General features: G+C 46.9%; 17 protein-coding genes. 11 read left to right on the top strand and 6 right to left on the bottom strand.

Going from position 1 to position 26513, the window contains the following annotated elements:
- Positions 1–47: 47 nt before the first annotated feature.
- From BacF7301_RS04260 to BacF7301_RS04270, 3 genes are all read left to right on the top strand, one after another.
- Entirely contained in the window at positions 48–527 is a 480-nt protein-coding gene (locus tag BacF7301_RS04260; RefSeq protein WP_167960539.1) for a pyridoxamine 5'-phosphate oxidase family protein, read from the top strand.
- On the top strand, positions 524–4615 hold the full coding sequence (locus BacF7301_RS04265) for a hybrid sensor histidine kinase/response regulator transcription factor (RefSeq protein ID WP_167960541.1): 4092 nt from the start codon (positions 524–526) through the stop codon (positions 4613–4615). The genes BacF7301_RS04260 and BacF7301_RS04265 overlap by 4 nt, the downstream gene beginning before the upstream one ends.
- Before the next feature lie 112 nt (positions 4616–4727).
- Positions 4728–4955, top strand: a complete 228-nt coding sequence (locus BacF7301_RS04270; RefSeq protein ID WP_245208342.1) for a hypothetical protein — start codon at positions 4728–4730, stop codon at positions 4953–4955.
- A gap of 63 nt (positions 4956–5018) precedes the next feature.
- Here BacF7301_RS04270 and BacF7301_RS04275 read toward each other — a convergent pair whose 3' ends face one another.
- Entirely contained in the window at positions 5019–5462 is a 444-nt protein-coding gene (locus tag BacF7301_RS04275; protein ID WP_167960543.1) for a hypothetical protein, read from the bottom strand.
- Between the two features lie 823 nt (positions 5463–6285).
- On the opposite strand from BacF7301_RS04275, the gene BacF7301_RS04280 reads away from it, so the two are divergent.
- The 8 genes from BacF7301_RS04280 to BacF7301_RS04315 all read left to right on the top strand — a co-directional run bounded on the left by BacF7301_RS04280 (position 6286) and on the right by BacF7301_RS04315 (position 19160).
- On the top strand, positions 6286–6588 hold the full coding sequence (locus BacF7301_RS04280) for a hypothetical protein (protein ID WP_167960545.1): 303 nt from the start codon (positions 6286–6288) through the stop codon (positions 6586–6588).
- Complete coding sequence (locus tag BacF7301_RS04285) at positions 6585–6863, top strand: Txe/YoeB family addiction module toxin (RefSeq protein ID WP_167960547.1); 279 nt, start codon at positions 6585–6587, stop codon at positions 6861–6863. The genes BacF7301_RS04280 and BacF7301_RS04285 overlap by 4 nt, the downstream gene beginning before the upstream one ends.
- A 647-nt stretch (positions 6864–7510) precedes the next feature.
- Positions 7511–10690 carry a SusC/RagA family TonB-linked outer membrane protein gene (locus BacF7301_RS04290; RefSeq protein WP_167960549.1) on the top strand — a complete coding sequence of 1060 codons (3180 nt, stop codon included), beginning with the start codon at positions 7511–7513 and terminating at the stop codon, positions 10688–10690.
- 12 nt (positions 10691–10702) lie between these two features.
- On the top strand, positions 10703–12325 hold the full coding sequence (locus BacF7301_RS04295; RefSeq protein WP_167960551.1) for a SusD/RagB family nutrient-binding outer membrane lipoprotein: 1623 nt from the start codon (positions 10703–10705) through the stop codon (positions 12323–12325).
- A 34-nt stretch (positions 12326–12359) separates the two neighbouring features.
- Positions 12360–12749 (top strand): hypothetical protein, encoded by a 390-nt coding sequence (locus BacF7301_RS04300; RefSeq protein ID WP_167960553.1) that lies wholly within the window; start codon positions 12360–12362, stop codon positions 12747–12749.
- Positions 12750–12770: 21 nt separating this feature from the next.
- A complete protein-coding gene (locus BacF7301_RS04305) occupies positions 12771–14414 on the top strand; it encodes a cellulase family glycosylhydrolase (RefSeq protein ID WP_167960555.1) in 1644 nt (547 codons plus the stop codon).
- A gap of 19 nt (positions 14415–14433) precedes the next feature.
- The gene (locus BacF7301_RS04310; protein WP_167960558.1) at positions 14434–16746 is read left to right on the top strand and encodes a glycoside hydrolase family 3 N-terminal domain-containing protein; all 2313 of its coding nucleotides are present in this window, start codon (positions 14434–14436) and stop codon (positions 16744–16746) included.
- Between the two features lie 8 nt (positions 16747–16754).
- The gene (locus BacF7301_RS04315) at positions 16755–19160 is read left to right on the top strand and encodes a glycoside hydrolase family 3 N-terminal domain-containing protein (protein WP_167960560.1); all 2406 of its coding nucleotides are present in this window, start codon (positions 16755–16757) and stop codon (positions 19158–19160) included.
- 142 nt (positions 19161–19302) lie between these two features.
- Here BacF7301_RS04315 and cysK read toward each other — a convergent pair whose 3' ends face one another.
- The 5 genes from cysK to BacF7301_RS04340 all read right to left on the bottom strand — a co-directional run bounded on the left by cysK (position 19303) and on the right by BacF7301_RS04340 (position 26508).
- The gene (gene cysK, locus BacF7301_RS04320) at positions 19303–20250 is read right to left on the bottom strand and encodes a cysteine synthase A (protein WP_167960562.1); all 948 of its coding nucleotides are present in this window, start codon (positions 20248–20250) and stop codon (positions 19303–19305) included.
- A gap of 142 nt (positions 20251–20392) precedes the next feature.
- Complete coding sequence (locus tag BacF7301_RS04325; RefSeq protein WP_209319497.1) at positions 20393–21640, bottom strand: glycoside hydrolase family 88 protein; 1248 nt, start codon at positions 21638–21640, stop codon at positions 20393–20395.
- Between the two features lie 16 nt (positions 21641–21656).
- A complete protein-coding gene (locus BacF7301_RS04330; RefSeq protein WP_167960566.1) occupies positions 21657–22829 on the bottom strand; it encodes an alginate lyase family protein in 1173 nt (390 codons plus the stop codon).
- A 21-nt stretch (positions 22830–22850) separates the two neighbouring features.
- Complete coding sequence (locus BacF7301_RS04335) at positions 22851–24728, bottom strand: heparinase II/III domain-containing protein (protein WP_167960568.1); 1878 nt, start codon at positions 24726–24728, stop codon at positions 22851–22853.
- 13 nt (positions 24729–24741) lie between these two features.
- The gene (locus tag BacF7301_RS04340; RefSeq protein WP_167960570.1) at positions 24742–26508 is read right to left on the bottom strand and encodes a hypothetical protein; all 1767 of its coding nucleotides are present in this window, start codon (positions 26506–26508) and stop codon (positions 24742–24744) included.
- Between the last annotated feature and the right edge of the window lie 5 nt (positions 26509–26513).

Below are 26513 nucleotides of genomic sequence, written 5' to 3' on the forward strand. Positions count from 1 at the left end.
AATGACAGAAACTACGTTCCATCCTATTATAAGATAACTCAGAATCTATGAAAACCCTTATTATTGAAGATAAACAACGAATCGAATCCATTATCCTTCACTGTGACGCCTGCTTTGTAGGCATCATAGACCTGGAAGGTAATCCATACGTAGTTCCGATGAACTTCGGTTATGAAAACGGCGTTATCTATCTCCACTCCGGCCCCGAAGGCAGCAAAGTGGAAATGCTGGAACGCAACAACCATGTCTGCATCACTTTCAGTCTCGGACACAAACTCGTCTACCAACACGAAAAAGTAGCTTGCAGCTACAGTATGCGTTCCGAAAGTGCTATGTGTCGCGGGAAAGTGGAGTTCATCGAGGATATGGACGAGAAACGCAGCGCATTGGACATCATCATGCGCCATTACACGAACAATGAATTCAGCTACTCCGACCCGGCTGTCCGCAATGTCAAAGTATGGAAAGTACCGGTAGACCAGATGACAGGAAAAGTCTTCGGTCTGCGAGCCGATGAAAAGCCATGAAACGGCTTCTGACATTCTGCTTATTCACAATTATCCTTCTGTTACCTGTTTTTCCCATTCCCTCGCAATCAGAAAAGCAGGTAAACAGCCATTCTTTTACCTATCAGTACCTCACCACCAAGGAAGGACTAAGCAACCAGCGCGTCTTTTCCATCCTCGAAGACAAGAAAGGTTTCATATGGATTTCCACCCGTTCGGGCGTAGACTGCTTCAACGGCAGAAACGTGAAGAACTACAACCTCTTCGGAGAAGACATCATCGTGGACGGAGCCGGTCGCATGATTTACCTGACCAAAGACTCGCATGAAACACTCTGGGCATACACAAGCGCCGGCAAAGTATTCAAATACGACCCGATATCCGATGCCTTTACACTCGAGATTGATGTAGCCGAGCTGACCGAAAGCGGAATTCTATTGAACGACCTCTTCATAGATTCGTCCGACCATTTCTGGTTCGGACTGAAAAACGGCCTGTTCCGCTATGACCACTCCAGAGGCAACATAGAGAACCTGCTGAAAGGGAAATGTATCAACTCCCTACATTTCTCCCCGGCAAACGAAACTCTATACATCGCCACTACCGAAGGACTTTACGAACTCAATCTACAGAACGGAGAAGTCACTTCCACATCAGAAGCCATTTCCACGCTACCCGGCTTCTATATCCAGTCCGTATTCTACGATTCCGCAACATCTCTTCTGTGGATAGGGACGTTCAATTCCGGAATAAAAGTGCGGGATATCCGCACGGGCAACTACCTGTCCAATGAATCACTGGAGCAATTGCCTCATCTCCCCTATCGTTCCATCATCCCTTATGACGAACGGACACTATTACTGGGAGTAGACGGAACAGGCGTATATGCAGCCACCCGCGACGCAAAATCCTCATGGTCTTTCCTCAACGCCAACCAGGAAGAAGAGGGTGAACTGAAAGGTAACGGCATCTATGCCCTCTGCAAAGACAACTCTTCCAATCTATGGATTGGAAGCTACACAGGCGGTGTCGCCTACGCCAACCCGAAAAGATATTTCTTCGAACTCACCCGGCACGAATACAAAAATCCGCAATCGCTGACAAACAACCACGTCAACGCAATCCTCGAAGACGACGAAGGCGACCTATGGTACGCTACCAATCAGGGCATCAGCGTACACTTGACAAAGTCCGGCACCTGGAAACACTTCCTGAAAGAAAACGTATTCCTGACGCTCTGCAACGATGGAGCCGGCAACGTATGGACAGGCGGTTACGGCACAGGCGTGTATTGCCTCAACAAATACACAGGCATCCGCCGCCATCTCACCACCGACCGCCCGGGCACACTGACCACCAACTACATCTACTCCATCCTGAAGGACGAAAACAAAGACCTGTGGTTTGGCGGCATGTACGGCAACCTCGTCAGATACACCCCACCCCAGGCGGGTAAAGCAGAAGAGTTCACCTCATACGACATCACGCTTATAAACTCGATAACCACAGTCAACAAAGACACCCTGGCACTAGCCACAGCCAACGGACTTTACCTATTAAATAAACAGACGGGAAACTTCAAACAATACTTCACCTCGCCTTCCAATGCCGACACCCGGAGCAACAGCTTCATCTATTCCATGTATTTCCTGACCCCCGATAAAGTATGGTTCGGAACAGACGGCGGCGGCATCAACCTGCTGGACTTGCAGACGGGCAAAGCCGTCACCTACTCCACCGCAGACGGTCTGCCTTCCAACTACGTTTACAGCATCCTGCCCGACAACGAAGGTCATTTATGGCTCAGCACGGACAAGGGACTGGCATACATCACCCCGTCCCCCACACCGGAAATAACCAACATCGGCTTCCTCGACGGACTGGCAAACGAATTCAACTTCATGTCCTACACCCGCCTGAGAAACGGGGATTTCATCTACGGAAGCACCAACGGCGCCGTACGCTTCAACCCGGAAAACTTCACCCGTCATCTCTACGAAGCCCCTTTGCTCTTCACCTCTTTCGAAGTGCCGCAGAAATCGCGCGAAAAGACCGAAGAGAAGAAGATACAATTCAACCGTATGCTGAACGAAGGAAAAACGATTCAACTGAAATACAACGAGAACTCGTTCCTTATCTCTTTCATCTCCGTCTCCTACCAGTATCAGCAGGACATTCAATACAGCTACCAACTGGAAGGCTTCGAGCAGACCTGGAGTGCCCCGACCGGCGAACTCAGCATCCGGTACACCAATATCCCACCGGGCGACTACACTTTCCGCGTGAAAAGCATGAGCAAGAACGGCGGACAGCAACTGGACGAGCAGACCATCCGCATACACATAGCGCAGCCTTACTGGAACACCGCCCTCGCCTGGCTGATATACATCATCCTGCTGGCAGGAATCACCTATTTCGTATGGCGTTTCTTTGCCAACAAAATGGAGAAAAAGCATTTCTCCGAAAAGATACAGTTCTTCATCAACACCGCCCACGATATCCGCACTCCGGTGACGCTTATCATGGCTCCCCTCGGCGACCTGAGCAAAGAAGAAGGGCTCACCAAAGAAGGAAAAAGATACCTGCAAATCGCCCGCAAGAACACAGAGAAGCTGTACAACCTGATTACCCAGCTACTCGACTTCCAAAAGATAGACACCACCCACCTCACCCTGCAAGTAGCCGAATATGACCTGAAATCATACTTACAGGAAAAGGTTCTCAGCTTCCAGACACTCTGCGAAAGCAAACAAATCCGTATGCAGTTACTCCTGCCGGATTCCCCCGTCTCCCTTTGGATGGATAAGGACAAAGCGGATAAAATCTTCGACAACCTCTTCTCGAACGCAGTGAAATACACTTCCACAGGCGGAGAAATCACCATCAAGGCAGAACATAACGACAAGAAGATAACCATCGCAGTGAAAGACAACGGTATAGGTATCCCGCGCAAAGCGCAGCGTTATATCTTCTCCAATTTCTACCGTGCCGAAAATGCCGTCAACTCCAAAGAGACAGGCAGTGGCATCGGTCTGCTTCTCACCCGCCGGCTTATGAAACTGCACAAAGGGCATATCTCTTTCAGCAGCAACGAGGGCGAAGGCTCCACCTTCCTGCTTACTTTCCGCAAGGGCAACCGCCATCTGGCAAGATACATCGTCCCTGCCCGGATAGACGCTTCCATCATTCCCGCCACCGAACCGGTTACGGAAGTCATCGAACCGTCCGACTTGTTATCCGACTTTCCTGACTTGTCCGATACCGATTTATCCGACACCAATTTGCCCAACACCGACAATAACAACCCACAAACGGACAAATCCAAAGAACGGATAATGATAGTAGAAGACAACGACGAACTCCGCTTCTACCTCAAAAAAACATTCGCGCCTATCTATTCCGTTATCGACAAGCCCGACGGCGAATCGGCTCTCGAATACTTGAAAGACAAATCCGTAGAACTGATAATCTCCGATGTCATGATGCCGGGCATCCAGGGAGACGAGCTCTGCCGCCGTATAAAATCGGACTTCGCTACCTCGCATATCCCCGTCATCCTGCTGACTGCCAAGACAGAGAAAGACGCCATCCTCGAAGGACTGGAAAGCGGTGCGGACGACTACCTGACGAAACCCTTTGACACGGAAATCCTAAAAACCAAAATCAAAGGAGTATTGCAGAACCGCAAAATTATGCGGGAGTATTTCCTCTCTCATTCGCTCAGTCCCGCTCCTGCTGCCGCTACTCCAAACGAAGAAAAAGAAAACGCAGAATGTGCCGCCGGTCTCCTGTCCCCCATGGACAAGGAATTTCTCGAACGCTGCACCAGACTCGTCACGGAGAACCTGGCAAACCCGGACTTCACCATCAACCAACTCTGCCGCGAAGTGGCACTCAGCCGCACCCTGTTCTACGAAAAGCTGAAAGCCCTGACAGGACAAGCGCCCACCGAGTTTATCAAGCTGCTGCGTATGACGGAAGCCGCCAATCTATTGAAACAACAGATTCCGGTGCAGGAAGTCGCCCTATTGGTAGGCTTCACCGATGCAAAGTATTTCAGTACGGCATTCAAGAAGCATTATGGGGTTTCTCCAAGCAAGTTCCTCTAAAACGTGAAGTTGAACTACGAATCTATAGATAACCAATGAGCTGTGTTAAATAGCCTATATATCTTGTATATACAATACATATATTACACCTTTGCAGCAAATACTTAAAATTATGACAGCATCACATGACAAAAGCCTGGAAGCTTTTATCGAAAACACTTCAACAGCTAAAGCTGATAATATAAGTGTGGAAGTTTCAACCAACCCAAGTCCAAGTGGCGACTCATGGTTTGATGACCCTAAAAACATGGAATCCGTCATGCGTGGAATCGAAGATGCGGAACAGGAAAGAACCAAAGCCTATTCAATGGATGAAATCAAAAATCTGTTAGAGGTATGATTTATAATGCACTATACATGAAGATACATTGGTATATTAATTCATGATGATACTGTTTATGAACTAGTCCGATTTTATTCTCTTGAATATCATACACAATTTCTTTAGCCAACAAGTGCGGCAGGTAGTTCGTACTAAAGCAAGTTCTTTTTCCAACTTCTGCACTTGGCAGCATTGTTTCTTCCATTTATCCTGTAGTTCATCATACAGGTATTTTGCCGATTTATATACTATGATATCTTTGTCCTGCTTGCCCAAGAGCGACAGGTACATTGAACAAAGTTTGGAATGGTCTATACAATACCGTTCCAGTTTATCGACATACATCAGTGTTAACCCATTCTTATTCCGATTTACAAAATCCTGAACGCTTTCGTCATCTATGATGTCAACACCGGGTCTTTCGTAATCCACGGTGATTTCCCGCATTGCTATCAAAACCCAGACATATTCTGTCTCATATCCGTACTTTGCGGCTACTTCCTCTATGCTGCTCCATTGTGCCATAACGTTTGTCTTTTATGTGTTATACAATAAAGGGGATGAATAAATAATATTTTATTCATATATATTGGAACAACGAGCATCCACGCCTTTTGCAGTCCGATGGGTGGGGACTGGTTAGGGTATGTTGAGGGTTATGAAACCGACCGGATACAAAAATGACGCGGATGCTGTTGCACCATTATCCACTTCTGCGGCCTAGCAAACCTTTTAGGAAGATAATGATAACAACAGACATCCACGTCAAGCGTTTATATATAACACATCACTAACAGATATGTTTCTATATATCCATTCACGTGGAGTATCTGTTGTATCATCTCTCTCCTAAATTGAAACTGCTAGATTTCAGAAGTGAGAGATAATACATAATATACTCCATTACGAAATATAAACCGCTTTCTGCCTATTTCATCACGCTGATGGGCTGAAAGCGTATGACAAAGATAGATGTTTTTTTTGAACTACATCGGAAATACGGGAATAAATATAAGAAGTTCAGTATTAAACGTGAAGCAGATAGACAAAGAGCTATATTTCTTACCCTTGGCTGTAGAAATATACACTCCAAATAGAGATATATACTCTTGACGAACTAATAAGAATTTCTTATAAGTTCGATTTTCGTCCAACTCCTTACCTTTATAGATATTAGTAATATCATATTTGAATATTCTTCTCCGGAACAACAAATATTATATACTATGATATCCTTGTCCTGCTTACCCAAGAGTGGCAGGTACATTGAACAAAGCCGTGTTAAATAGCCTATATATATTGTATATACAATATATATTTTATACCTTTGTATCAAATACTTAAGATTATGGCAACAATAGCATTAGAAAAGAAGAGAAAGAACATTGATTTACCAGTAGATACTTTGCAGAAATTATCTATCATGGCAGCATCACAGGGCAAAAGTCTGAAAGCTTTTATCGAAAACATTCTAGTAGCCAAAGCTAATAGTATAAGCGTGGAAGTTTCAACTAATCCAAGTCCGAGTGGCGACCCATGGTTTGATGACTCTGAGAACATGGAATCCGTCATGCGTGGGATTGAAGATGCGAAACAGGGAAGAACCAAAGCCTATTCAATGGATGAAATCAAAAATCTGTTAGGAGTATGATTTATAAGATAGTATTGACGGAAGAAGCCGAGAAACATCTTCTTCAATGGAAAAAATCCGGGCAAAAGAAAGACTTGGCGAAAATACTATCTTTATTTAAAGAAATGGAAGAACACCCATCCACAGGAACGGGGCAAGTAGAACAACTGAAAGGTAATCTTTCCGGCTATTGGAGCAGGCGCATAAATAAGCACTTCCGTATCATCTACACTATACACGAAGAGACTGTTACAGTAAAAGTTATTTCTGCCAAAAGTCATTATGGAGACAAATAACATCTCTCCCAAACAAAAGTTTGCACGATTTACCCTCATACCCTCATAAATCGCTTCAAGTCCTTTGTTCATCGTAGTTTCAACTATGAGAGCAAGTCATATTAACACCCTGATAGTAAAAGTTACCCTCAGGGTTGTATCACCCAAAGCCCCTACAAAACATAGAATATACTACCGCTATACTTCCATTATCCCGGCTTTATTCTTACATTAAGTCACCGATATAGTTAGTTTACCACGGCCGTGGTAACTATTCGTCACAGCCATGAAGAGTTCTCTCCACGGCCGTGGTAAGAAGTCACCACGGCCGTGACAAATGAATGATATCGGTGACTTAACGTATGAACAACGGGGAGATAACAGATTCATTCCTACTTCATAGCTTATGTTTCCCTATACATCATAGCCAGAGAACCCACATTAGAATACAACAAACATAAAAGAGCCCCCAAACAAGTACCTCTATATTACATTCTCCCGGTTTCCGCTGTTTATTCCACCATTTTCACTATACTTGCAAAACAAAAAAGGTAGAAAAACGCAATTCCGATAGTTTTTCAACCTATTCCGATAGCTTTCAAACCTGGCTAGGCGGGGTTACGTCCTATATTTGCGACGTAAATCAACAATCTAATATCATAAGTAAAATGAAAAAGCAGTTAACCCTAATTCTCTGTCTGTTGCTATTCATACCTATATATGGATACGCGGAAGACGAAGTAACCCACCAAGTTGTACAGCAGACTTCCAAAGTGAAAGGTACAGTTACGGATGAGCAAGGCGAACCTCTGATTGGAGCCAGCATTGCCGTCAAAGGTACTGCACAGGGAGTTATCACCGATTTCAACGGTCAGTTCAGTATTGATGCTTCGAAGAATGCTACATTAATAGTAAGTTATGTAGGCTACCGTTCCGAGGAAGTACAGGTAAAAGGACAATCCAACCTTAAAATCGTCTTGAAAGAAGACAGTAAAATCATCGACGAAGTAGTAGTTACCGCATTGGGTATCAAGCGCGAACGGAAAGCACTCGGTTACTCCATCGGCGAAGTGAAAGGCGAAGAACTGGAAAAAGCCAAGGAAACGAATGTCATCAACTCACTGGCAGGCAAGATTCCGGGACTGGTTATCAGCCAGACTGCCGGCGGGCCTTCCGGTTCGTCGCGCGTCATCGTTCGCGGTAGCACGGAAATGACGGGAAACAACCAGCCGCTTTATGTAGTGGACGGTGTGCCTTTGGATAATTCCAATTACGGAAGTGCCGGACAATACGGCGGTTACGACTTGGGCGACGGTATCTCAAGCATCAATCCGGACGATATAGAAAGCATGTCCGTATTGAAAGGCCCGGCAGCTTCGGCACTGTACGGTAGCCGCGCATCCCACGGTGTGATTCTTATCACTACGAAGAAGGCGAGTACCAAGAAGAAATTCGCGGTAGAGCTGAACAGTACCACCACTTTCGAGAAGCAGTTGACGAAATGGGACGATGTACAATACGTATATGGCCAGGGAACCGGCGGACGCATCAACGGAACGGACGACCAATATTCATCCAACAAGAACTGGGGGCCTAAAATAGACCCGGGGCTGAATCTGACTTATTTCGACGGAGTGACCCGTCCGTATGTAGTCATTCCCAATAATATCGACGGTTTCTTCAGAACCGGTATGACTACTACCAATACAATCGTTGTCAGCACAGTGAAAGATGATACGGGTATCCGCGCCACTTACACGGATATGCGCAACAAGGATATTCTTCCCAACACGAAGATGAGCCGCAACACATTGAACCTGCGCGCCAACACCACAATAAACAAAAAGGTAGACCTCGACTTCAAAGTGACCTACACCCGCGAAGACGTAAAGAACCGTCCCGCACTGTCCGACCATCGTGCCAATCCTGCGAAGAATCTGATGTCGTTGGCAACAACCTACGACCAGAAATGGCTGCGCGACAACTACAAGGACGCCGATGGCAACTACTACGACTGGAATGGACGCGACGTATGGAACCTCAACCCCTACTGGGTGCTCAACGAAATGACCAACGAATCGGGAAAGGATAAATTCATGGGTTCGGCATTGGTACGCTACAATGTCAACGAGCATTTCAAGATTCAAGTGACCGGTGGCGCAGATATCAACTTTATGAACTTCCAGGACTACGCAGCCCCTTCCTCACCGGGATTCGAGCAGGGACAGTTGCAAATCAGCGACTTTAAGAACCGGATGTACAACGTAGAAGCACTGGCTATCTACAACAACAGCTACAAGAAGTTCGACTACGGAGTAACCATCGGCGGAAACATCTATAAAGTAGACAACAAAACCCAAATCGTGACTGCCAAAGAGATGGTAATGCGTGATGTCATTGCCCTGCAAAGCTTTACAAGCAAGGAAATCACCGAAGGAACCTATCGCAAACAGATTAACTCGCTCTACGGTTCTATCAACCTGGCTTACGGCAACTTCGTTTACCTGGACGCTACCTTGCGCGGCGACCATTCATCGACATTGCCTTCAGGAAACAATACGTATCTGTATCCGTCAGTATCAGGCAGCTTCCTGTTCTCGGAATTTTTCAAGATTAACCCTACGATACTGCCTTACGGCAAAGTGAGAGTTTCATGGGCACAAGTAGGTAGCGACACAGACCCTTACCAACTGGGATTGTCCTACGAACTGTCTCCCAAAAACTACTCGGGTTATGCATTGTCACAAATCGCCAATACCACCATCCCGAACAAAGACCTCAAGCCGACCAAGACCAACTCCGCCGAAGTAGGACTGGAACTGAAATTCCTGAAAAACCGCATCGGACTGGACTTCACATACTATACCCAAAAGAGCAGCAACCAAATCATGCGCTTGAACACCACCGGAACTTCCGGTTACAACTCCATGCTGATTAACGCCGGAGAAATAGAAAACAAAGGTATAGAAATCGCATTGAACACACGCCCCATACAGACCAAGGATTTCTCGTGGGACTTGAACATCAACTTCTCAAAGAACAGCAATAAGGTAAAAAGACTGGCTTCAGGCATTAAGGAATTTGAATTGGAATCGGCACGCTGGATTAACGTGAAAGTAGCTGCCGTGGAAGGCCAGAACTACGGTTCCATCCTCGGCAAAGACTTCTTGAGAAACGACGCCGGACAGATTATCGTAGACGCCAACACAGGACTCCCGAAAGTGACCGAAGACCTGCGGGTACTGGGCAACGCCACCTGGAAATGGACAGGCGGTATCACCACCAACCTGACTTACCGCGACATCTCCCTGTCTGCCATCTTCGATATCAAGGTAGGAGCCGACGTTTACTCCATGTCTTCCCGTTCTTCCTACATGACAGGAAAGGACAAGGCAACCCTTGCAGGACGCGACGGCTGGTACGAATCGGAAGAGAAACGCCTGCAAGCCGGAGTGACGGAAGCCAAATGGGAAGCGACGGGCGGTTATCTCGTAGACGGAGTAGTAGAAACGGCGAGCGGCACTTTCGAGCAGAACAAGAAATACGTTGACCCGGAAGTATATTGGAAACATATAGCCGACCAGACTCCGGTTCCGTTCATCTACGACAACTCTTATGTAAAGGTACGCGAGATAACACTGGCTTACCGCCTGCCTAAAAGATGGGTCAGCAAGGTATTCGATGCCGTATCCGTATCGTTCGTGGCGCGCAACCCGTTCATCATCTACAAGAACGTGCCGAACATCGACCCGGATTCCAACTACAACAATGGTTCGGGCATGGGACTGGAATACGGCTCGCTGCCATCCAGAAGAAGCTATGGTTTCAATGTTAACGTAAAATTCTAATAGTAAGCAATCATGAAAACAATCTATAAAATCACTTTCGGTATCCTATGCATATGCGGTCTGCTGCTGGGAGCCTGCACCGACTTTGAGGAACTGAACACAGACCCTTCCAAGTCTTCGTCCACCGACCCGAACCATCAACTGTCCATGATTCAACTCCAGACATGGGGACACTGGCAGATGTGCCAACCCTACCCGTTCTATCTCGCCGCTTTCGCACAATATATGCAAGGCGACTGGAATACCACAAACTACGGCGGACAGTACCGCAAGAATGACGCGGAAATGGGAAATACATGGAACCTGATGTATCCGGCACTTATCAAGAATATTGTCGACATATTAGACAAGACCAAAGATAACGAAAGGGAAATCAACATCCATTCCGTTGCCCGTATTTACAGGGTATATCTTTTCTCTATCCTGACGGATATGTACGGTGACTGCCCTTACTTCGAAGCCGGGAAAGGCTTTATCAACGGCAATGTAAAGCCTGCCTACGACAAACAGGAAGTGATATACAAAGACTTCCTGAAAGAACTCGGCGAAGCGGCGGAAGCCCTTACCGCCGACGGGGACAAAGTGACGGGAGACATTATCTATCAAGGCAACATTGACAAATGGAAACGTTTTGCCAACTCCCTGCACCTGCGCTATGCCATGCGTATCGTAAACGCGGAACCGGAACTTGCCAAACAGGAAGTTATCAAAGCTATCGGTCAGGAAGCAGGCTTGATGCAGTCTGCCGCCGACGACGCCCTGATTGCCTATACCGACATCGTCGACTGGGCATCCGACGAATATCGCAGAAACGGACTTGCCCAAATGTGGCGGGGACGCGAAGCCTATCCTACGGCTTATATATGCAGCACCTTTTGGAAGCAACTGGACGCTACTTCCGACCCGCGCCAGTTCGTGTTCGGACGTTGCTACGACGAAAGTTCGGCCAACAATCCATTCGGACGTGTGGATTTGACAGAGGAAATGATTGAAACGGAAGCTGCCAAATTCCAGCCTTGCAATCCGGGATACTTCTGGTATAGTAACGGGACATGGCCCGAAGGCTATTGGAGCAAACTGACCAACAAATGGCAGGACAAGGCAACCCGCCCGCAACTCAACAATATCTTCCTGAAGGGTGATATGCCCGGAGTAGTCATGACGTACGCAGAAGTGGAATTGCTGCTGGCAGAAGCCAAGGCCCGTTGGGCAGGTGAAGTCACTACCGGAGCAGACGCTTCCGCACACTATGAGAACGGCGTGCGCGCAGCCGTCCACTTCCTTGAGAAGTTTGGCGCCAAAGCCTTCGACGAGCAGGCTATCGACACCTATTTGCAAGCTAACCCGCTCCCTGCCAACGGACTGGACGCGCAACTCACCGCCATCAACACCCAACTGTGGATTCTGCACCTCAACAATATCCCCGAAGGATATGCCAACTGGAGAAGAACGGACATTCCCGTATTGCTTCCTTCGCCCCACTACGGAGCAGTGACGATTGATTCGCAGACTACGCCGTTGCGTCTCTGCTACCCGCTGTTCGAGAGTTCGTACAATCCCGAAGGTTATCAATCCGCCATACAGGCGATGGGCGGCAAAGACGACTGGAACTCACCCGTATGGTGGGACAAATAAAACCTGATAAGCAACAATAAAAAGAAAAACGATTATGAAAAGAATTCTATTTATATGCACATTACTGGTATCACTGTTTGCCATGAGCGGTTGCAGTGATGATATAGACACTCCGGTACTGACCACTGACGAATATCCGCGCATATTGGGACGCTGGCCGGACAAGCAGGAAGACGGCACACTGGGAAAATTCAGTATCCCGCTGAATCAGGTACTCAATATTAACGTACAATACACGCCTGCCGAACTATGCGAAGGCACATGGTATCTGGACGGAAGAGAAATCCACAAAGGTGTGGGATGGACATACGTACCTTCGACCATCGGTACTTTCCATCTCGAACTGATTGTCAAGACACCGACCAAGGAAACCAGCCGTGAAGCCACTATCGAAGTGACCGAACCAACGGAAGAAGCAGAATAAACCATTAAAAGTAAGAATTGTATGAAAAAAAGACTTATAATCTATCTGGTATCTCTGTTTGCATGCCTGATAGCATCCTGTTCCGAGAAAGAAGAAACAGTCAACGGCGGCGGTGAACCGCAAAGTTATATTCCCTTTGCCATCAGTAAAGGGGTCAATATCAGCAACTGGCTGTCGCAAAGCGACGTCCGCGGCGAAGAACGGAAAAACTATTTCACGGAAGCGGAAGTACAACAACTGGCGGGATTCGGTTTCGACCATATCCGCCTGCCGGCAGACGAGGAACAACTGTTCACCGAAGACGGGCAGAAGATTCCGGAAGCATTTGAACTGCTGCACAACGCCATCAAATGGTGTGAGAAGGCAAACATGAAAGTGATTGTGGATATGCACATCTTACGGTCGCACTACTTCAACGCGGGAAGTAGCGGAGCGACAGTCATTGATGGTTTTATCGACAACTTTGAGAACGGAGAAAACGCATGGTATCCTTTCGATGGTACACAACTCACTGTCGACGTAGTAAACAACCCCGATGTGTGTCCGGCAAATCCCAGTGCCAAGGTGCTTCGTATGAATAAAACATCGAATACAAACTGGATGGCGGGCGGAAAAGGCGGATTCCAGCTACCCATAGGTCCGGATGAAGGGCAATTCAAATATTTGCGCATGAAAATCCGCAAGAATATGAAGAGTACCATCACGCTCACACTGGAAGGTGAGGGATTAGATGCTGTCTACACAGGATATACCAATAACAAGGTTAACGAATGGGAAGATATAGCCTTCGATTTGATTAATATACAAAGCGGTTCAGCCAATGGAAATTATACCAAACTGGCCATCCGTCCCGATGACGGTCCGGCAGAAATGTATATAGATGACGTTTTCTTCTCCGACAGTAAAGAAGGAAGCAATTCCCAAATCACGATTGAAGTGGACAACACTCCGCTGTTATGGAAAAACAAGGACGCCCAATATAAATATCTCGACCTATGGAAATCGCTGGCAGACGAACTGAAGGACTATCCGAACGACCTGGTAGCTTACGAACTGCTGAACGAACCGGTAGCTCCCTACTCTTCCCAGTGGAATTCCCTGTCGGCACAGTTGATTAGAGAACTCCGCCTGACGGAGCCGGAACGCAAACTTGTCATCGGCTCCAACAAATGGCAGGGAGTGAATACATTCGGCGAACTGACTGTTCCTGCCAATGACCCGAACATTATCCTGAGCTTCCACTTCTACAACCCGCATCTCTTTACTCATTACAAGGCGGAATGGACGGACATGAAGAATCTGAACGTAGCGATTCATTATCCGGGTGAACTGATTGCGCAGGAAGATTACGCACAGTTATCGGATGACGACAAGAAAATTGTCGACCCGTATATGGGTACGTATGATAAGGCTGTCCTCGAATCGCTGGTACGCAAGGCAATGAACCAGGCCGGCAAATATGGATTGCAGTTGCATTGCGGAGAGTTCGGCTGTTACAACAAGACGCCGAGAGCGGATAAAATAGACTGGTTGCAGGACGTTATCTCTATCTTCCGCGATAATAATATTGCTTATTCTTACTGGGAATACAAAGCTGGATTCGGTTTCTGCAACAGCAAAGGGGAAGTGACCGACCAGGAAGTTCTCAATTTATTAACCAAATGACACAACACCACTATTTTTTATGCGTAACATATTTATAACAATGGGAATTAGTTGCATGATGGGACTTTCCGCAGCATCCTGCCAGAGTGGGGATAAAGACTATACCAATCCCGATTTACCCGTATCCCAACGTGTATCCGCCTTAATGTCTCAAATGACATTGGAAGAGAAAGTAGCCCAAATGTGCCAATACGTAGGATTGGAGCACATGAAGAAGGCAGAAAAGGACATGTCCGCCGAGGACTTGAAGCACAGCCATTCGCAGGGATTTTATCCCGGACTGCACTCTTCGGATGTAGAGGAGATGACGAAGAAAGGAATGATTGGCTCGTTCCTGCACGTCGTGAAAGCGGAAGAGGCCAACTATCTGCAATCACTGGCACAGCAGAGCCGTCTGAAAATTCCACTCCTGATTGGTATTGATGCCATTCACGGAAACGGTCTGTATTGTGGTTCAACCATTTACCCCACTCCTATCGGACAGGCTTCCACGTTCGACCCTGCGCTCATTGAACGGATGTCTCGTGAGACGGCTGTCGAAATGCGTGCCAGCGGTATGCACTGGACGTTCACCCCGAACGTGGAAGTTGCCCGTGACGCCCGTTGGGGACGTGTGGGCGAGACATTCGGGGAAGACCCTTATCTGGTTGGACAGATGGGAGCAGCTACCGTACGCGGGTTTCAGACTAAAGACTTTACGGGCGATAATAAAGTAATCGCCTGTGCCAAGCATCTTGTAGGCGGCAGCCAGCCTGCCAACGGAATCAACGGCGCGCCTGCCGAGTTGTCGGAAAGGACATTGCAAGAGGTGTTTTTCCCGCCTTTCAAGGATTGCCTGGAAGCAGGGGTGTTTACGGTAATGACGGCTCATAATGAGTTGAACGGGATTCCTTGTCACGGAAGCAAATATCTGATGACGGAAGTGCTGCGCAACCAGTGGAAGTTTGACGGGTTCGTAGTCAGCGACTGGATGGACATTGAGCGTATGCACGACTATCACAGCGTGGCGGAGACGCTGAAAGACGCTTACCGGATAAGCGTAGACGCGGGAATGGGGATGCATATGCACGGGCCGGAGTTTTACGAAGCCATCATTGAGTGTGTACATGAAGGAAGCATCTCCGAAAAGCAGGTAGATGCCGCTGTATCCAAAATACTGGAAGCCAAGTTCAGGCTCGGACTGTTCGAGAATCCGTTTGTCGACTTGAAGAAGAAAGATGAAATCGTATTCAACGCGGAACATCAGAAAACGGCATTGGAAGGGGCACGGAAGTCCATCGTCCTGCTGAAGAATGAGGGTAATATGCTGCCGTTGGAAGCCTCTAAATACAAGAAAGTATTCGTCACCGGACATAATGCGGACAATCAGTCTATCCTGGGAGACTGGGCTATGGAGCAACCGGAAGAGCATGTCACTACCGTGTTGGAAGGTCTGAAAGCTATCAGTCCCGAAACGGCTTACAACTTCCTCGACTTGGGCTGGAATGTCCGTTTATTGTCCGACAGCCAGATTAAGGATGCAGTGCAACGGGCACGCAATTCCGATTTGGCGATTCTTGTGGTAGGAGAAAACTCCATGCGTTACCACTGGAACGAGAAGACTTGCGGAGAGAACAGCGACCGTTATGAGCTTTCTTTGCCGGGACGTCAGCAGGAATTGGTGGAAGCCGTAGCGGCTACGGGTGTTCCGACGGTAGTGATACTTGTCAACGGCCGCCCGCTGACTGCCGAATGGATTGCCGAAAATATGCCTTGCATCATTGAGGCATGGGAGCCGGGAGTGGCAGGCGGACAGGCATTGGCGGAGATTCTCTACGGAAAAGTGAACCCGAGCGGCAAACTGCCGATTACTATTCCAAGAAGCACGGGACAGATTCAATGTATGTACAATCATAAATTTACCAACCATTGGTTTCCGTATGCAACAGGAAATTCATTACCTTTGTACGAGTTCGGTTACGGTTTGAGTTATACGACGTACAAATATGATAATCTCAAACTGTCTGAAGCGGCAATCACTCCCGACAAGAGCGTGGAAGTAACCGTAGACGTCACGAATACCGGAAAGATGGACGGTGAAGAGACTGTGCAACTTTATATCCGCGACGAATATAGTTCGGCTACCCGCCCTGTGAAGGAGTTGAAAGACTTTGCCCGCATACCTTTGAAGGCGGGGGAAACGAAACAGGTTTCGTTTACTCTTACTCCCGAAATGCTGTCGTACTATGACGCTGATATGCACTACGGTGTAGAGAAAGGGACTTTCAAGATTATGGTGGGAGCTTCTTCAAGGGATACCGACCTGCAAAGCGTGATACTTACAGTGAAATAGAGATAGATATGAAAAAATTACTATGTGGACTCACCTTGTTCTTATCTGCCGGCAGCCTTTTTGCCGGCAGTAGCCTCGCTAGTAACAGCCTTACCGGCAACAAGTCTGCGGGCAACGCAAAGGACATGTACAAAAAGACTTGGATTGACTTTAACAAGAACGGAGTAAAGGATGTATATGAAGACCCTGCCGCTCCCATCGAAGCCCGCATCGCGAATTTGCTTTCGCAGATGACGCTGGAAGAGAAGACCTGTCAGATGGCTACTCTGTACGGTTCGGGACGGGTATTGAAGGATGCGTGGCCTACCGCCGGATGGTCACAGGAAATCTGGAAAGACGGTATCGGGAATATTGACGAGCAGGCAAACGGACTGGGTAAGTTCGGTTCCGAAATTTCTTATCCGTATGCCAATAGCGTGAAGAATCGTCATGCTGTTCAGCGTTGGTTTGTAGAGCAGACACGGTTGGGTATTCCTGTCGATTTTACGAATGAGGGAATACGCGGATTATGCCATGACCGCGCAACGATGTTCCCGGCTCAATGCGGGCAAGGTGCCACGTGGAACAAAAAGCTGATTCGGGAAATAGCGAAAGTCACTGCTGATGAGGCGAAAGCGCTCGGATACACGAATATTTATTCTCCGATTCTGGACATCGCACAAGACCCTCGTTGGGGACGTGTCGTAGAGAGTTACGGGGAAGACCCTTATTTGGTGGGAGAATTAGGCAAACAAATGATTCTCGGCTTGCAGGCTGAAGGAATCGTTGCCACTCCCAAGCATTTTGCCGTGTACAGTATTCCAGTTGGCGGGCGTGACGGCGGTACACGTACCGACCCGCACGTAGCTCCGCGCGAAATGAAAACTTTATATTTGGAACCTTTCCGCAAAGGTATTCAGGAAGCGGGTGCATTGGGAGTTATGAGTTCTTACAATGACTATGACGGCGAACCGGTGTCCGGCAGCTATCATTTCCTTACGGAAATCCTGCGTCAGCAATGGGGATTCAAAGGATATGTCGTTTCGGATAGTGAAGCGGTGGAGTTCCTGCATACGAAGCACCGCATTACTCCTACCGAAGAGGAAATGGCGGCACAAGTAGTAAACGCGGGACTGAATATCCGTACGAACTTCACTCCGCCACAGGATTTTATCCTTCCGTTGCGCCGTGCTATCAGTGAAGGCAAAGTGTCTTTGCATACGCTCGACCAGCGTGTCGGTGAGATTCTCCGTGTCAAGTTTATGATGGGACTTTTCGATAATCCTTATCCCGGTGACGACCGTCGCCCGGAAACGGTGGTACACAATGCCGCTCATCAAGATGTATCTATGAGAGCCGCCCTGGAGTCTATCGTTCTTCTGAAAAACGAGAAAGAGATGCTTCCGTTATCAAAAAGCCTCAGCAAGATAGCCGTTATCGGCCCGAACGCAGAAGAGGTAAAAGAACTGACTTGCAGATACGGTCCTGCCCATGCGCCTATAAAGACGGTGTATCAGGGAATCAAGGAATATCTGCCCGGTTCGGAAGTCCGCTATGCGAAAGGTTGTGATATTATTGATAAGTATTTCCCGGAAAGTGAATTGTATAATGTTCCGTTGGATACACAGGAGCAGGCTATGATTGATGAGGCGGTAGAGTTGGCTAAAGCTTCGGATGTCGCTATCCTTGTATTGGGTGGAAATGAAAAGACAGTACGGGAAGAGTTCTCACGTACCAATCTTGACCTTTGCGGACGTCAGCAGCAATTACTGGAAGCTGTATATGCTACGGGAAAACCTGTCGTACTGGTAATGGTGGACGGAAGAGCGGCTACTATCAACTGGGCGAACAAGTATATTCCGGCAATCGTTCATGCCTGGTTCCCCGGAGAGTTTATGGGGGATGCTGTTGCCAAGGTTCTTTTCGGAGATTATAATCCGGGCGGCCGTCTGGCTGTCACTTTCCCGAAATCCGTAGGACAGGTTCCTTTTGCTTTCCCGTTCAAACCGGGTTCGGACTCTAAAGGTAAAGTACGTGTAGACGGCATGCTTTATCCTTTCGGATATGGATTAAGTTATACCACTTTCGGTTATTCAGACTTAAAAATCTCAAAGCCCGTTATCGGCCCGCTGGAGAACATCACTGTTTCGTGCACCGTAAAGAATACGGGAAAAAGAGCGGGAGATGAAGTAGTTCAGCTTTATATCCGGGATGATTTCAGCAGTGTGACTACCTACGACAAGGTATTGCGTGGCTTTGAACGTATTCATCTACAACCGGGAGAAGAACAGACAGTTAACTTCACCCTTACTCCGCAAGATTTAGGATTGTGGGACAAGAATAACCAGTTTACCGTAGAACCGGGAAGTTTCTCGGTGATGGTAGGGGCTTCTTCGCAGGACGCCCGGTTGAAGGGGAGTTTTGAAGTTCAGTAAAGCCAAAAAAATCCGATAAATCCAAACCTGTTTACAATGAAGAGTGGGGAAGCCTGAACCGGATTGGTTCGGTGCTTCCCCACTCTTCATTTCTCTCTATTTATTCCTATTTCCCTATATATCTTTCTCTCCAATATTTGCCTTACAAGGGATATTCCTCAAAAGCGTACAAGATGGTAGACAAATAACGTTCTCCCGTATCAGGCAGTAATGCCACAATCATCTTCCCTTCATTTTCGGGACGCTTCGCAAGTTCTGCAGCAGCATATACGGCAGCTCCCGAAGAGATGCCTACTAACAAACCTTCCTGCTTTGCCAACTCACGGCTCGTACGAATGGCGTCATCATTTTGTACCTGGATGACTTCATCCACAATGGAAGCCTTATAATTCTTAGGAACAAAACCGGCGCCGATTCCCTGAATCTTGTGCGGGCCGGGCTTTCCACCGGACAATACAGGAGAATCGGATGGTTCCACCGCCACTATCTTTATACTCGGGTCGCGCATCTTCAGTGCTTCGCCTACACCGCTAACTGTCCCGCCAGTACCTACTCCAGCCACAAAGATATCGACTTTCCCCTCGGTATCTCTCCATATTTCCAGGCCGGTTGTGCGTAAATGCGTGGCGGGGTTAGCAGGATTCTCAAACTGCTGCAAGATAACAGAACCCGGAGTGGCTGCTTTCAACTCTTCCGCTTTGGCTATGGCTCCTTTCATTCCGTCCGCACCGGGCGTCAGAACCAGTTCCGCCCCCAAAGCTTTCAGAAGATTACGCCGTTCGACGCTCATTGTGTCGGGCATCGTCAATATTAACTTATATCCCTTGGCAGCAGCTACGAAAGCCAGTCCTACACCGGTATTCCCACTGGTAGGCTCGATAATGGTAGCTCCCGGCTGCAAAACACCTTTCACTTCGGCATCTTCAATCATTGCCAACGCCACACGGTCTTTTACACTCCCCGCCGGATTAAAGTATTCGAGCTTCACTACCAGACGAGCTTTCAGACCATTACTCTTATTATAATTGTTGAGTTCCAACAACGGGGTATTACCTACCAAATCCGTCAATTTTCTTGCTATCTTTTCCATATATATCTGTTTTTAATTTCCTCTGTTTTAATATATGACAAAGATAGTGCGGATTCTGTTCAGGGAAAATACCACAGATGTGGTAATTTCATACCACATCTGTCTGAGTGAAAAGCCGGTTATACCTAAATCTTCTTATTTTCTAAGACTCTTTACCGATTTTCTGATAACGCAGTAAAGCTTCCAAGAAGTAATAATCGGCATAGACTAAAGGAACATCTATCTCTTTTCCATGCGGCAGACTACCCGTAGAATGCATTAATAAAAAACCTGCATTACTCCCCGGTACTGCCCTGTACTGCTCTGACGCCAAACTATGAATCATCGTAACAGCCGAATCATAATATTCCGGATTCTTCGTATATTGATATAGCTCAAAAAGGGCAGAGGCGGCAATAGCGGCAGCAGAGGCATCCCTTGGAATATAGCCTATCTTTGTCTCATCAAATTTCCATTTCTTTGTATATCCGTCTTGTCCCGCATTAAAATCCCACAAAGGAACTTTGTCTTCCGGCAAGGAAGGGTTATGCAAGAAGAAATCAGCCATCTTCTGTGCAACGGACAAATACTTTGAGTCTCCGGTTTCCCGATATACCATTGTAAAGCCATAGATTCCCCACGCCTGCCCTCTCGCCCAAGCCGAATTGTCGGCATATCCCTGGGCAGTGGCACGGTCCCTGACTTCGCCCGTTATGGTGTCATAATCGACTACATGGTAACAACTGAAATCCTCACGGAGATGATTCTTGATAGTTGTGTTGGCATGTGTGACAGCTACATCATAATACTTTTTGTCCCCAGTTTCCCTGGCTGCCCAAAAGAGCAACTCAAGATTCATCATATTGTCAATAATCACAGGAAATTGCCAGATTATCGTGTCATGATGCGATTTGCCCCTTTCCCATGACTGGATGGAATGGACGTTCGGATTATACCGTGTCATCAATGAATTCGCCGTCTGTACCAGAATGTCCCTGTAACTCTCATTCTTTGTCAAGGCAAAGCCTTTGCCAAAGCTATTGTACATCATAAAACCGACATCATGGTCTTTCGTATTAGTTCGGTTCGGTTCAAGAGGCAATGTCCATTCCACTGCCTTCTCTTTCCAACAGCTATCATTGGTGAACTCGTATAAGAACCACAAAGTGCCCGGAAAAAATCCGCTTGTCCATCCGTAAATATCCGTCGTAGACAAACTGCCGTCTTTTTTCGTACTCCTGGGATACCGCCCGTTCGTATCACCCAAAGACTCCAGCATATAGCGGGTTTGTTCACATGCATAGTTCATATTTTCCCCGATAAATTGCTTTTTACTATCTGTGCCCGTACAACCCGCCAGTAAAAGCAATATCAAGCTATAAAAAGCGAATCTGCTATTTCTCATTTTCATTCCTGTCATTATATTCTTACTCACCTTCATTAAATAAAAGCGTTCCTAACCCCAGACATTGCGCGTTCCAGCTCTCGCCACCTTGCCCGCGTACTTTCTCCACCACTTGGCGGGTATATTCCAGTTCCGATTCCGGAAGACCTTTCCTGTTATAATAATGATTGTACACCATCTCGTAGATAGGTTGGAGTTTTCCCCTGTCCGTAGCCGAGATAGAACTTCCGTACACATTTCCCTGGAAAGGGACATCGTCATTGCCCAGATTGTATTTCGCCATATATTCAAAACCTTTCAACAAGCGGTTGTCCATGCTTCCATACAAATCAAGCCCCTGCTTCCATGCCACTTCACAGGATTCTGCCAGTCCGCCTATTCCGTATTGGGCATGTGTCTGGTCCCTGCCGCTTTCAAAATTCTGTCCGGTTTCATAGATATTATTCTGCAATGTACCGTTGCTGCCTTCGGTTGTTGAAGTATAGAAAGTTATTGCCCTGTCGAAAATCTCCTTATCATCCAAAAATACGCCGACTGCCAGATGCATTTTGGTAATCGCAGTATCCCAGTTTCCCGCACGTCCGCGTTTCCAGTCTTTAATCAGCTCGTAAAAGACATCTTTAAACATCTTTTCCGCCCGCGCTATATCTTCTTCTTTCCATCCTGCATCCGTATAACGAAGTATTTCGGCTGCATTTATCAGATTGAAACCATACCATGCCGACATCAACATATCATCTCCGCCGGTGAAAGCCTTCAATGTGCCCGACCAGGCATTCAATATCTCAATCGCCTTGTCTGCATAACGCTGTTCTTCCGTGATAACCCACATCAAAGCACAGTGGTATGCCATCTGCGAATCACCGCTCATCGCTCCCGCAGCAGTACTGTTCACCCCTTCCGTCCTTTCCACTTCCGCATAAGGTCCCTGTACCACATAATTTACGTTCGCATCGCCTTTCAGCAGTTCATAACCCAGTTTCCAGGGTTTTGCATAATAAAAAGCCTGTTTCTTTATCCTTGCCATATCCTCATAAGTGAACAGGATGCCCGGATGCGAGAAAACCTTGACCACTTGCGGCTTCACTTCCTCTTTCGAAGAAATGATAATATCCTTCATATCATCGGATGAATCACAACTTACCGCTGCGAAAAGCAATAATAGAAATGCCCAATATCTAATAATCTTATTCATATTCAAGTATATTTTAATAGTTTACTTCCACTCTTTCAACGGAGTTATTTTATACTTCGCTTTTGTATTCCGGGGAATCAGTTTCACGCAATATCTGGCTTGTGCCAAGGCAGGAATCGAAGTTTCAAAACCAATCAGAGTTACGCCGTCATTAGGTTCATCATAGGAGTTGGAAGACTTGGCAGGAACACTTCTCAACTTTATCTTCTGATTGGACTCTACTTTGAATATCATTTTCTTACCTTTCTCGGTTAGTTCCAAAGTACAATCATTGAGTTTTCTGACAGCGGCTCTGGTAACCATCGTCCAGGTCAGTTCCGTCGGTTTGTCCAGTGTTTCGATTTCATCCTGCACTACGACAAAACGATTATCAACAACGGCAATTCCTCTGTTGCACGATTTCACCTGACTCTTATAGGCATTCGACAAGTCTGAAACAAGATGCATGAAGCCGGCAGAGTCTCCGTAACTGTCAATACGGGTATAACCGTTCACATTCTGCTTCTTATGGTCAAACGCCAATGTGTTGTGCGAGAAATTATTGTACCGGTAAACATCCCATCTCTGTGAGTTCTGCTTTCTGTTCCACAAGTCAATTCCTACGGTTTCCAAAGATGTATAGTCCTGCGGCCCGAGGTCAATCGCCCAACGTACGCCGTCCGCTTCCATAATGAATGAACCTATATCCATATGGGAATGGTTGGCTCCGGCACGTCCGGTCTTAAGACCTACAAATATGGCATCGGGGTCAGTCCAGGAAGTTCTCATAGAGCCTACCGGAGTCACGCCCTGGCCAACCCATAAGTTGCGGGATGGCGGAAGAATATGTTCCAAGTCGATATTTTTTCCCCATATCATCAATGCCGGCAGGATTCTGTTCTTAGCGAATGAGCTGCCTTTCTTTTTTGTGAGATAGTGGTACTGGCTCCACAAAACAGTCGAATCATGCATCTTGTCCGCAAACCAGAAAAGGGTAGGATTCAAAGAGGTGGCATCTCCACTGTCACCATAATTGAAGCTCTCCTTTGAAGGAGTAATCATATTCTCTATGAAATAAGCGGAAGGCAGGAAACCTTCCATTGAAGACAGTCCGAAGTCCGTATGAAAGAGCTTTTCGACAGCAGACAGGAAGAGTACATTGAAACTGGTGCCGTAAGACCAGTAGGTAAATCCTTCAGGATAGGCACCGTCCGGCGCATATCCTTTCATCGGCAAGGCAATAGAGGAAACAGCCCTGTCCACAACTACTTTTGCAATCTCCGGCATGTCTTCATAAACCGCTATGGCACCATACGCCATTCCGGCGTTGCACACTTGATTCCAGTTATGACCGGAAGAAAGCCAACTATTATTGTCTGTACTGAAAGAAGTGTCTATCCCTTTCTTGATAATGGCATCTTTGATTTTAGTCCTCGACGACTCCGACAAATCATGGTATAGCCAGTCGTAACCAATTGCCATAGCCAGAGTCATTTCCGCCACATCTAAAAAGTGGGAAGGGTTCCAGTCTTCAAAATCAGCAATGGCAAGCATCTCCTTTTCCGCCCTTGCTTTAAACTGCTCGTCCGAAGTGATGCGGTAGGAATAAGAGAGATAGAAAATCCGTCGCAAAGCTTCGCGCGAGACTGCCAAAAGCCTGCGCCCTGTCTTTATCCGCTTCACAGCATCGACTTCAAACAGTTTCCGGGATTCCGACTGAATCACATCATCTATCTTTTTCCATAGCTGATTCTTTTCAATATTACCTTTTATTTGCTGAATATCACTGTCGAACAGCAATAACCGGGGATGCTCTCCGAAATCTGCCGCCTTATCCAAATGCTTCAATTGGGCATTGGCTTCTATCCCCCCACAGAGGGATAGAAGTATGTATAATAATAGAAATTTGATTGTTCTCATATTGTATATCCGATTAATAAAGTGTTCCTTCTATCGTGAGATTATAGATACCCATATTGTGAGTATAATCAGGATGTTGTATAATCCGTAATGCAACAGGCTCGTCCGAGATATTTTCCAACTCCCATGATAAAACCGTTTGGTCATCCACCTCACCACTAACAGCATAATCCGTCCATTTGTCATCGCCTACGCCTCTTGTTTGCAGTACGGCTTTACTTTTCTGTCCGGTGTCAGCCGAAGTTACTTTCACTACAATTGATTTGACTCTACCGAAAATCGGCGTTTCCAAAGCACCACCTTCGGCAAAATTCTTCAGTAACAGGCGCCCTTGTGTCGCACCATTTGCATTTGCAGGGGGTTGTGTAGTGTTCTGTACACGTCCTTGATAAATTTTAGTGCGTAAAGTTCTTCCTTCTACTTCACGGTCATAATGCAACTCTTCATAGAAAGTATATCTGTCCGGGGCGCCTCCTGTCGCAGTTACCGTATATATGGCCAAGTCTCTAAACCGTTCATCCATCAACGTCACATCAACCGCTTCTTCCGGCAGCAGGTCTGTTGCTCCTTCTATCACCAAATCATAGATAGCCAATGAATTTCCTTTGGTAATAACAGGGTCTTGCATAATACGAATAGCTACCGGATTAGCGGAAACATCATTCAATTCCCATTTCACAGGCGAATTTGCCGTAATATCCTCACTCATGGCAAGGTCTTTCCAGTCACTGGTTCCTTTATCGCGATACTGTATCAAGGCACGGGTGGCTACATCTCCGGCAGTTCCGGCAGAAAGAGCCAAAGAGATTTTACTTACTGAACCCAACACGGGGAATTCAATATATCCTCCACCTGTTCCTATCTGCAAACGCCCCTTAGAGGTGTCCTCTCCATAAATGGAAATACGATTCTCCGTATAATCGATACGGCATCCGTGCAGCCGCACTTTCAATACCTGTTCGCCTATGGTCCTTTCGAAATAGCCCTCTTTGGTATTCCAGTTTCCTCCGGGGAAAGCCGAACCGTCGCTAGCCTTAAAGATCTTTATACCTTCACCGTCATTATAGAACCCTTCATTGAACAAGGTGTTTTCAGGTGACGGTCCCGGCTCAACAGGAGATTCGCATAAAGTCCCTTCCAGCTTAAAATCATAGATTGCCAAAGCGGTGGAAGAGGTTGCCCCATCCGCAACAATCTTCACGTAAATCGGATATTTCATAATTTTCTTATCCAATACCCATTCACAGGCATTTGTGCCGGAAAGGAGCGGGCTTGTTGCGTAGACTTCCCAGTTTCCACCTTTTGCCTTAATCATCAACACGACTTTTGTACCTGTGTTATCGACAGAACCATTGGCGGCTACCAGTGAGATTTTCGAAACACTGCCCAACAGTCCCGTCTCTATGGCTCCGGTATTGGCATCCAACAGAATACGTCCGTCCGAGGTCGTACTGCCATTCACTGAAACGCCGGGAGCGTCCGGTTCCAGACGACACTGTGCCAAAAACACTTTCAGATTCAAATCCTGAATAACCTCATCGGATACGGTTCTTTCAAAATAACCGTTGGAAAAAGAAGCGGGAAACGGCTGGCCACCCGATGTCAGATAATTGTTCTTATCATCAAATTGCTCATCCAGTACAGTTACAGGTTCGACCACTACCGGCGGTATCACCTCTCCGGGCTCATCTTTCTTTATCACATCGTCATTATCACTGCAAGCTACTGCAGCAAAGAGAAAGATGATTAACAGATAGATATTTTTTATATAGTTTTTCATATCAG

This window comes from Bacteroides faecium, from assembly GCF_012113595.1.
Lineage (GTDB): Bacteria > Bacteroidota > Bacteroidia > Bacteroidales > Bacteroidaceae > Bacteroides > Bacteroides faecium.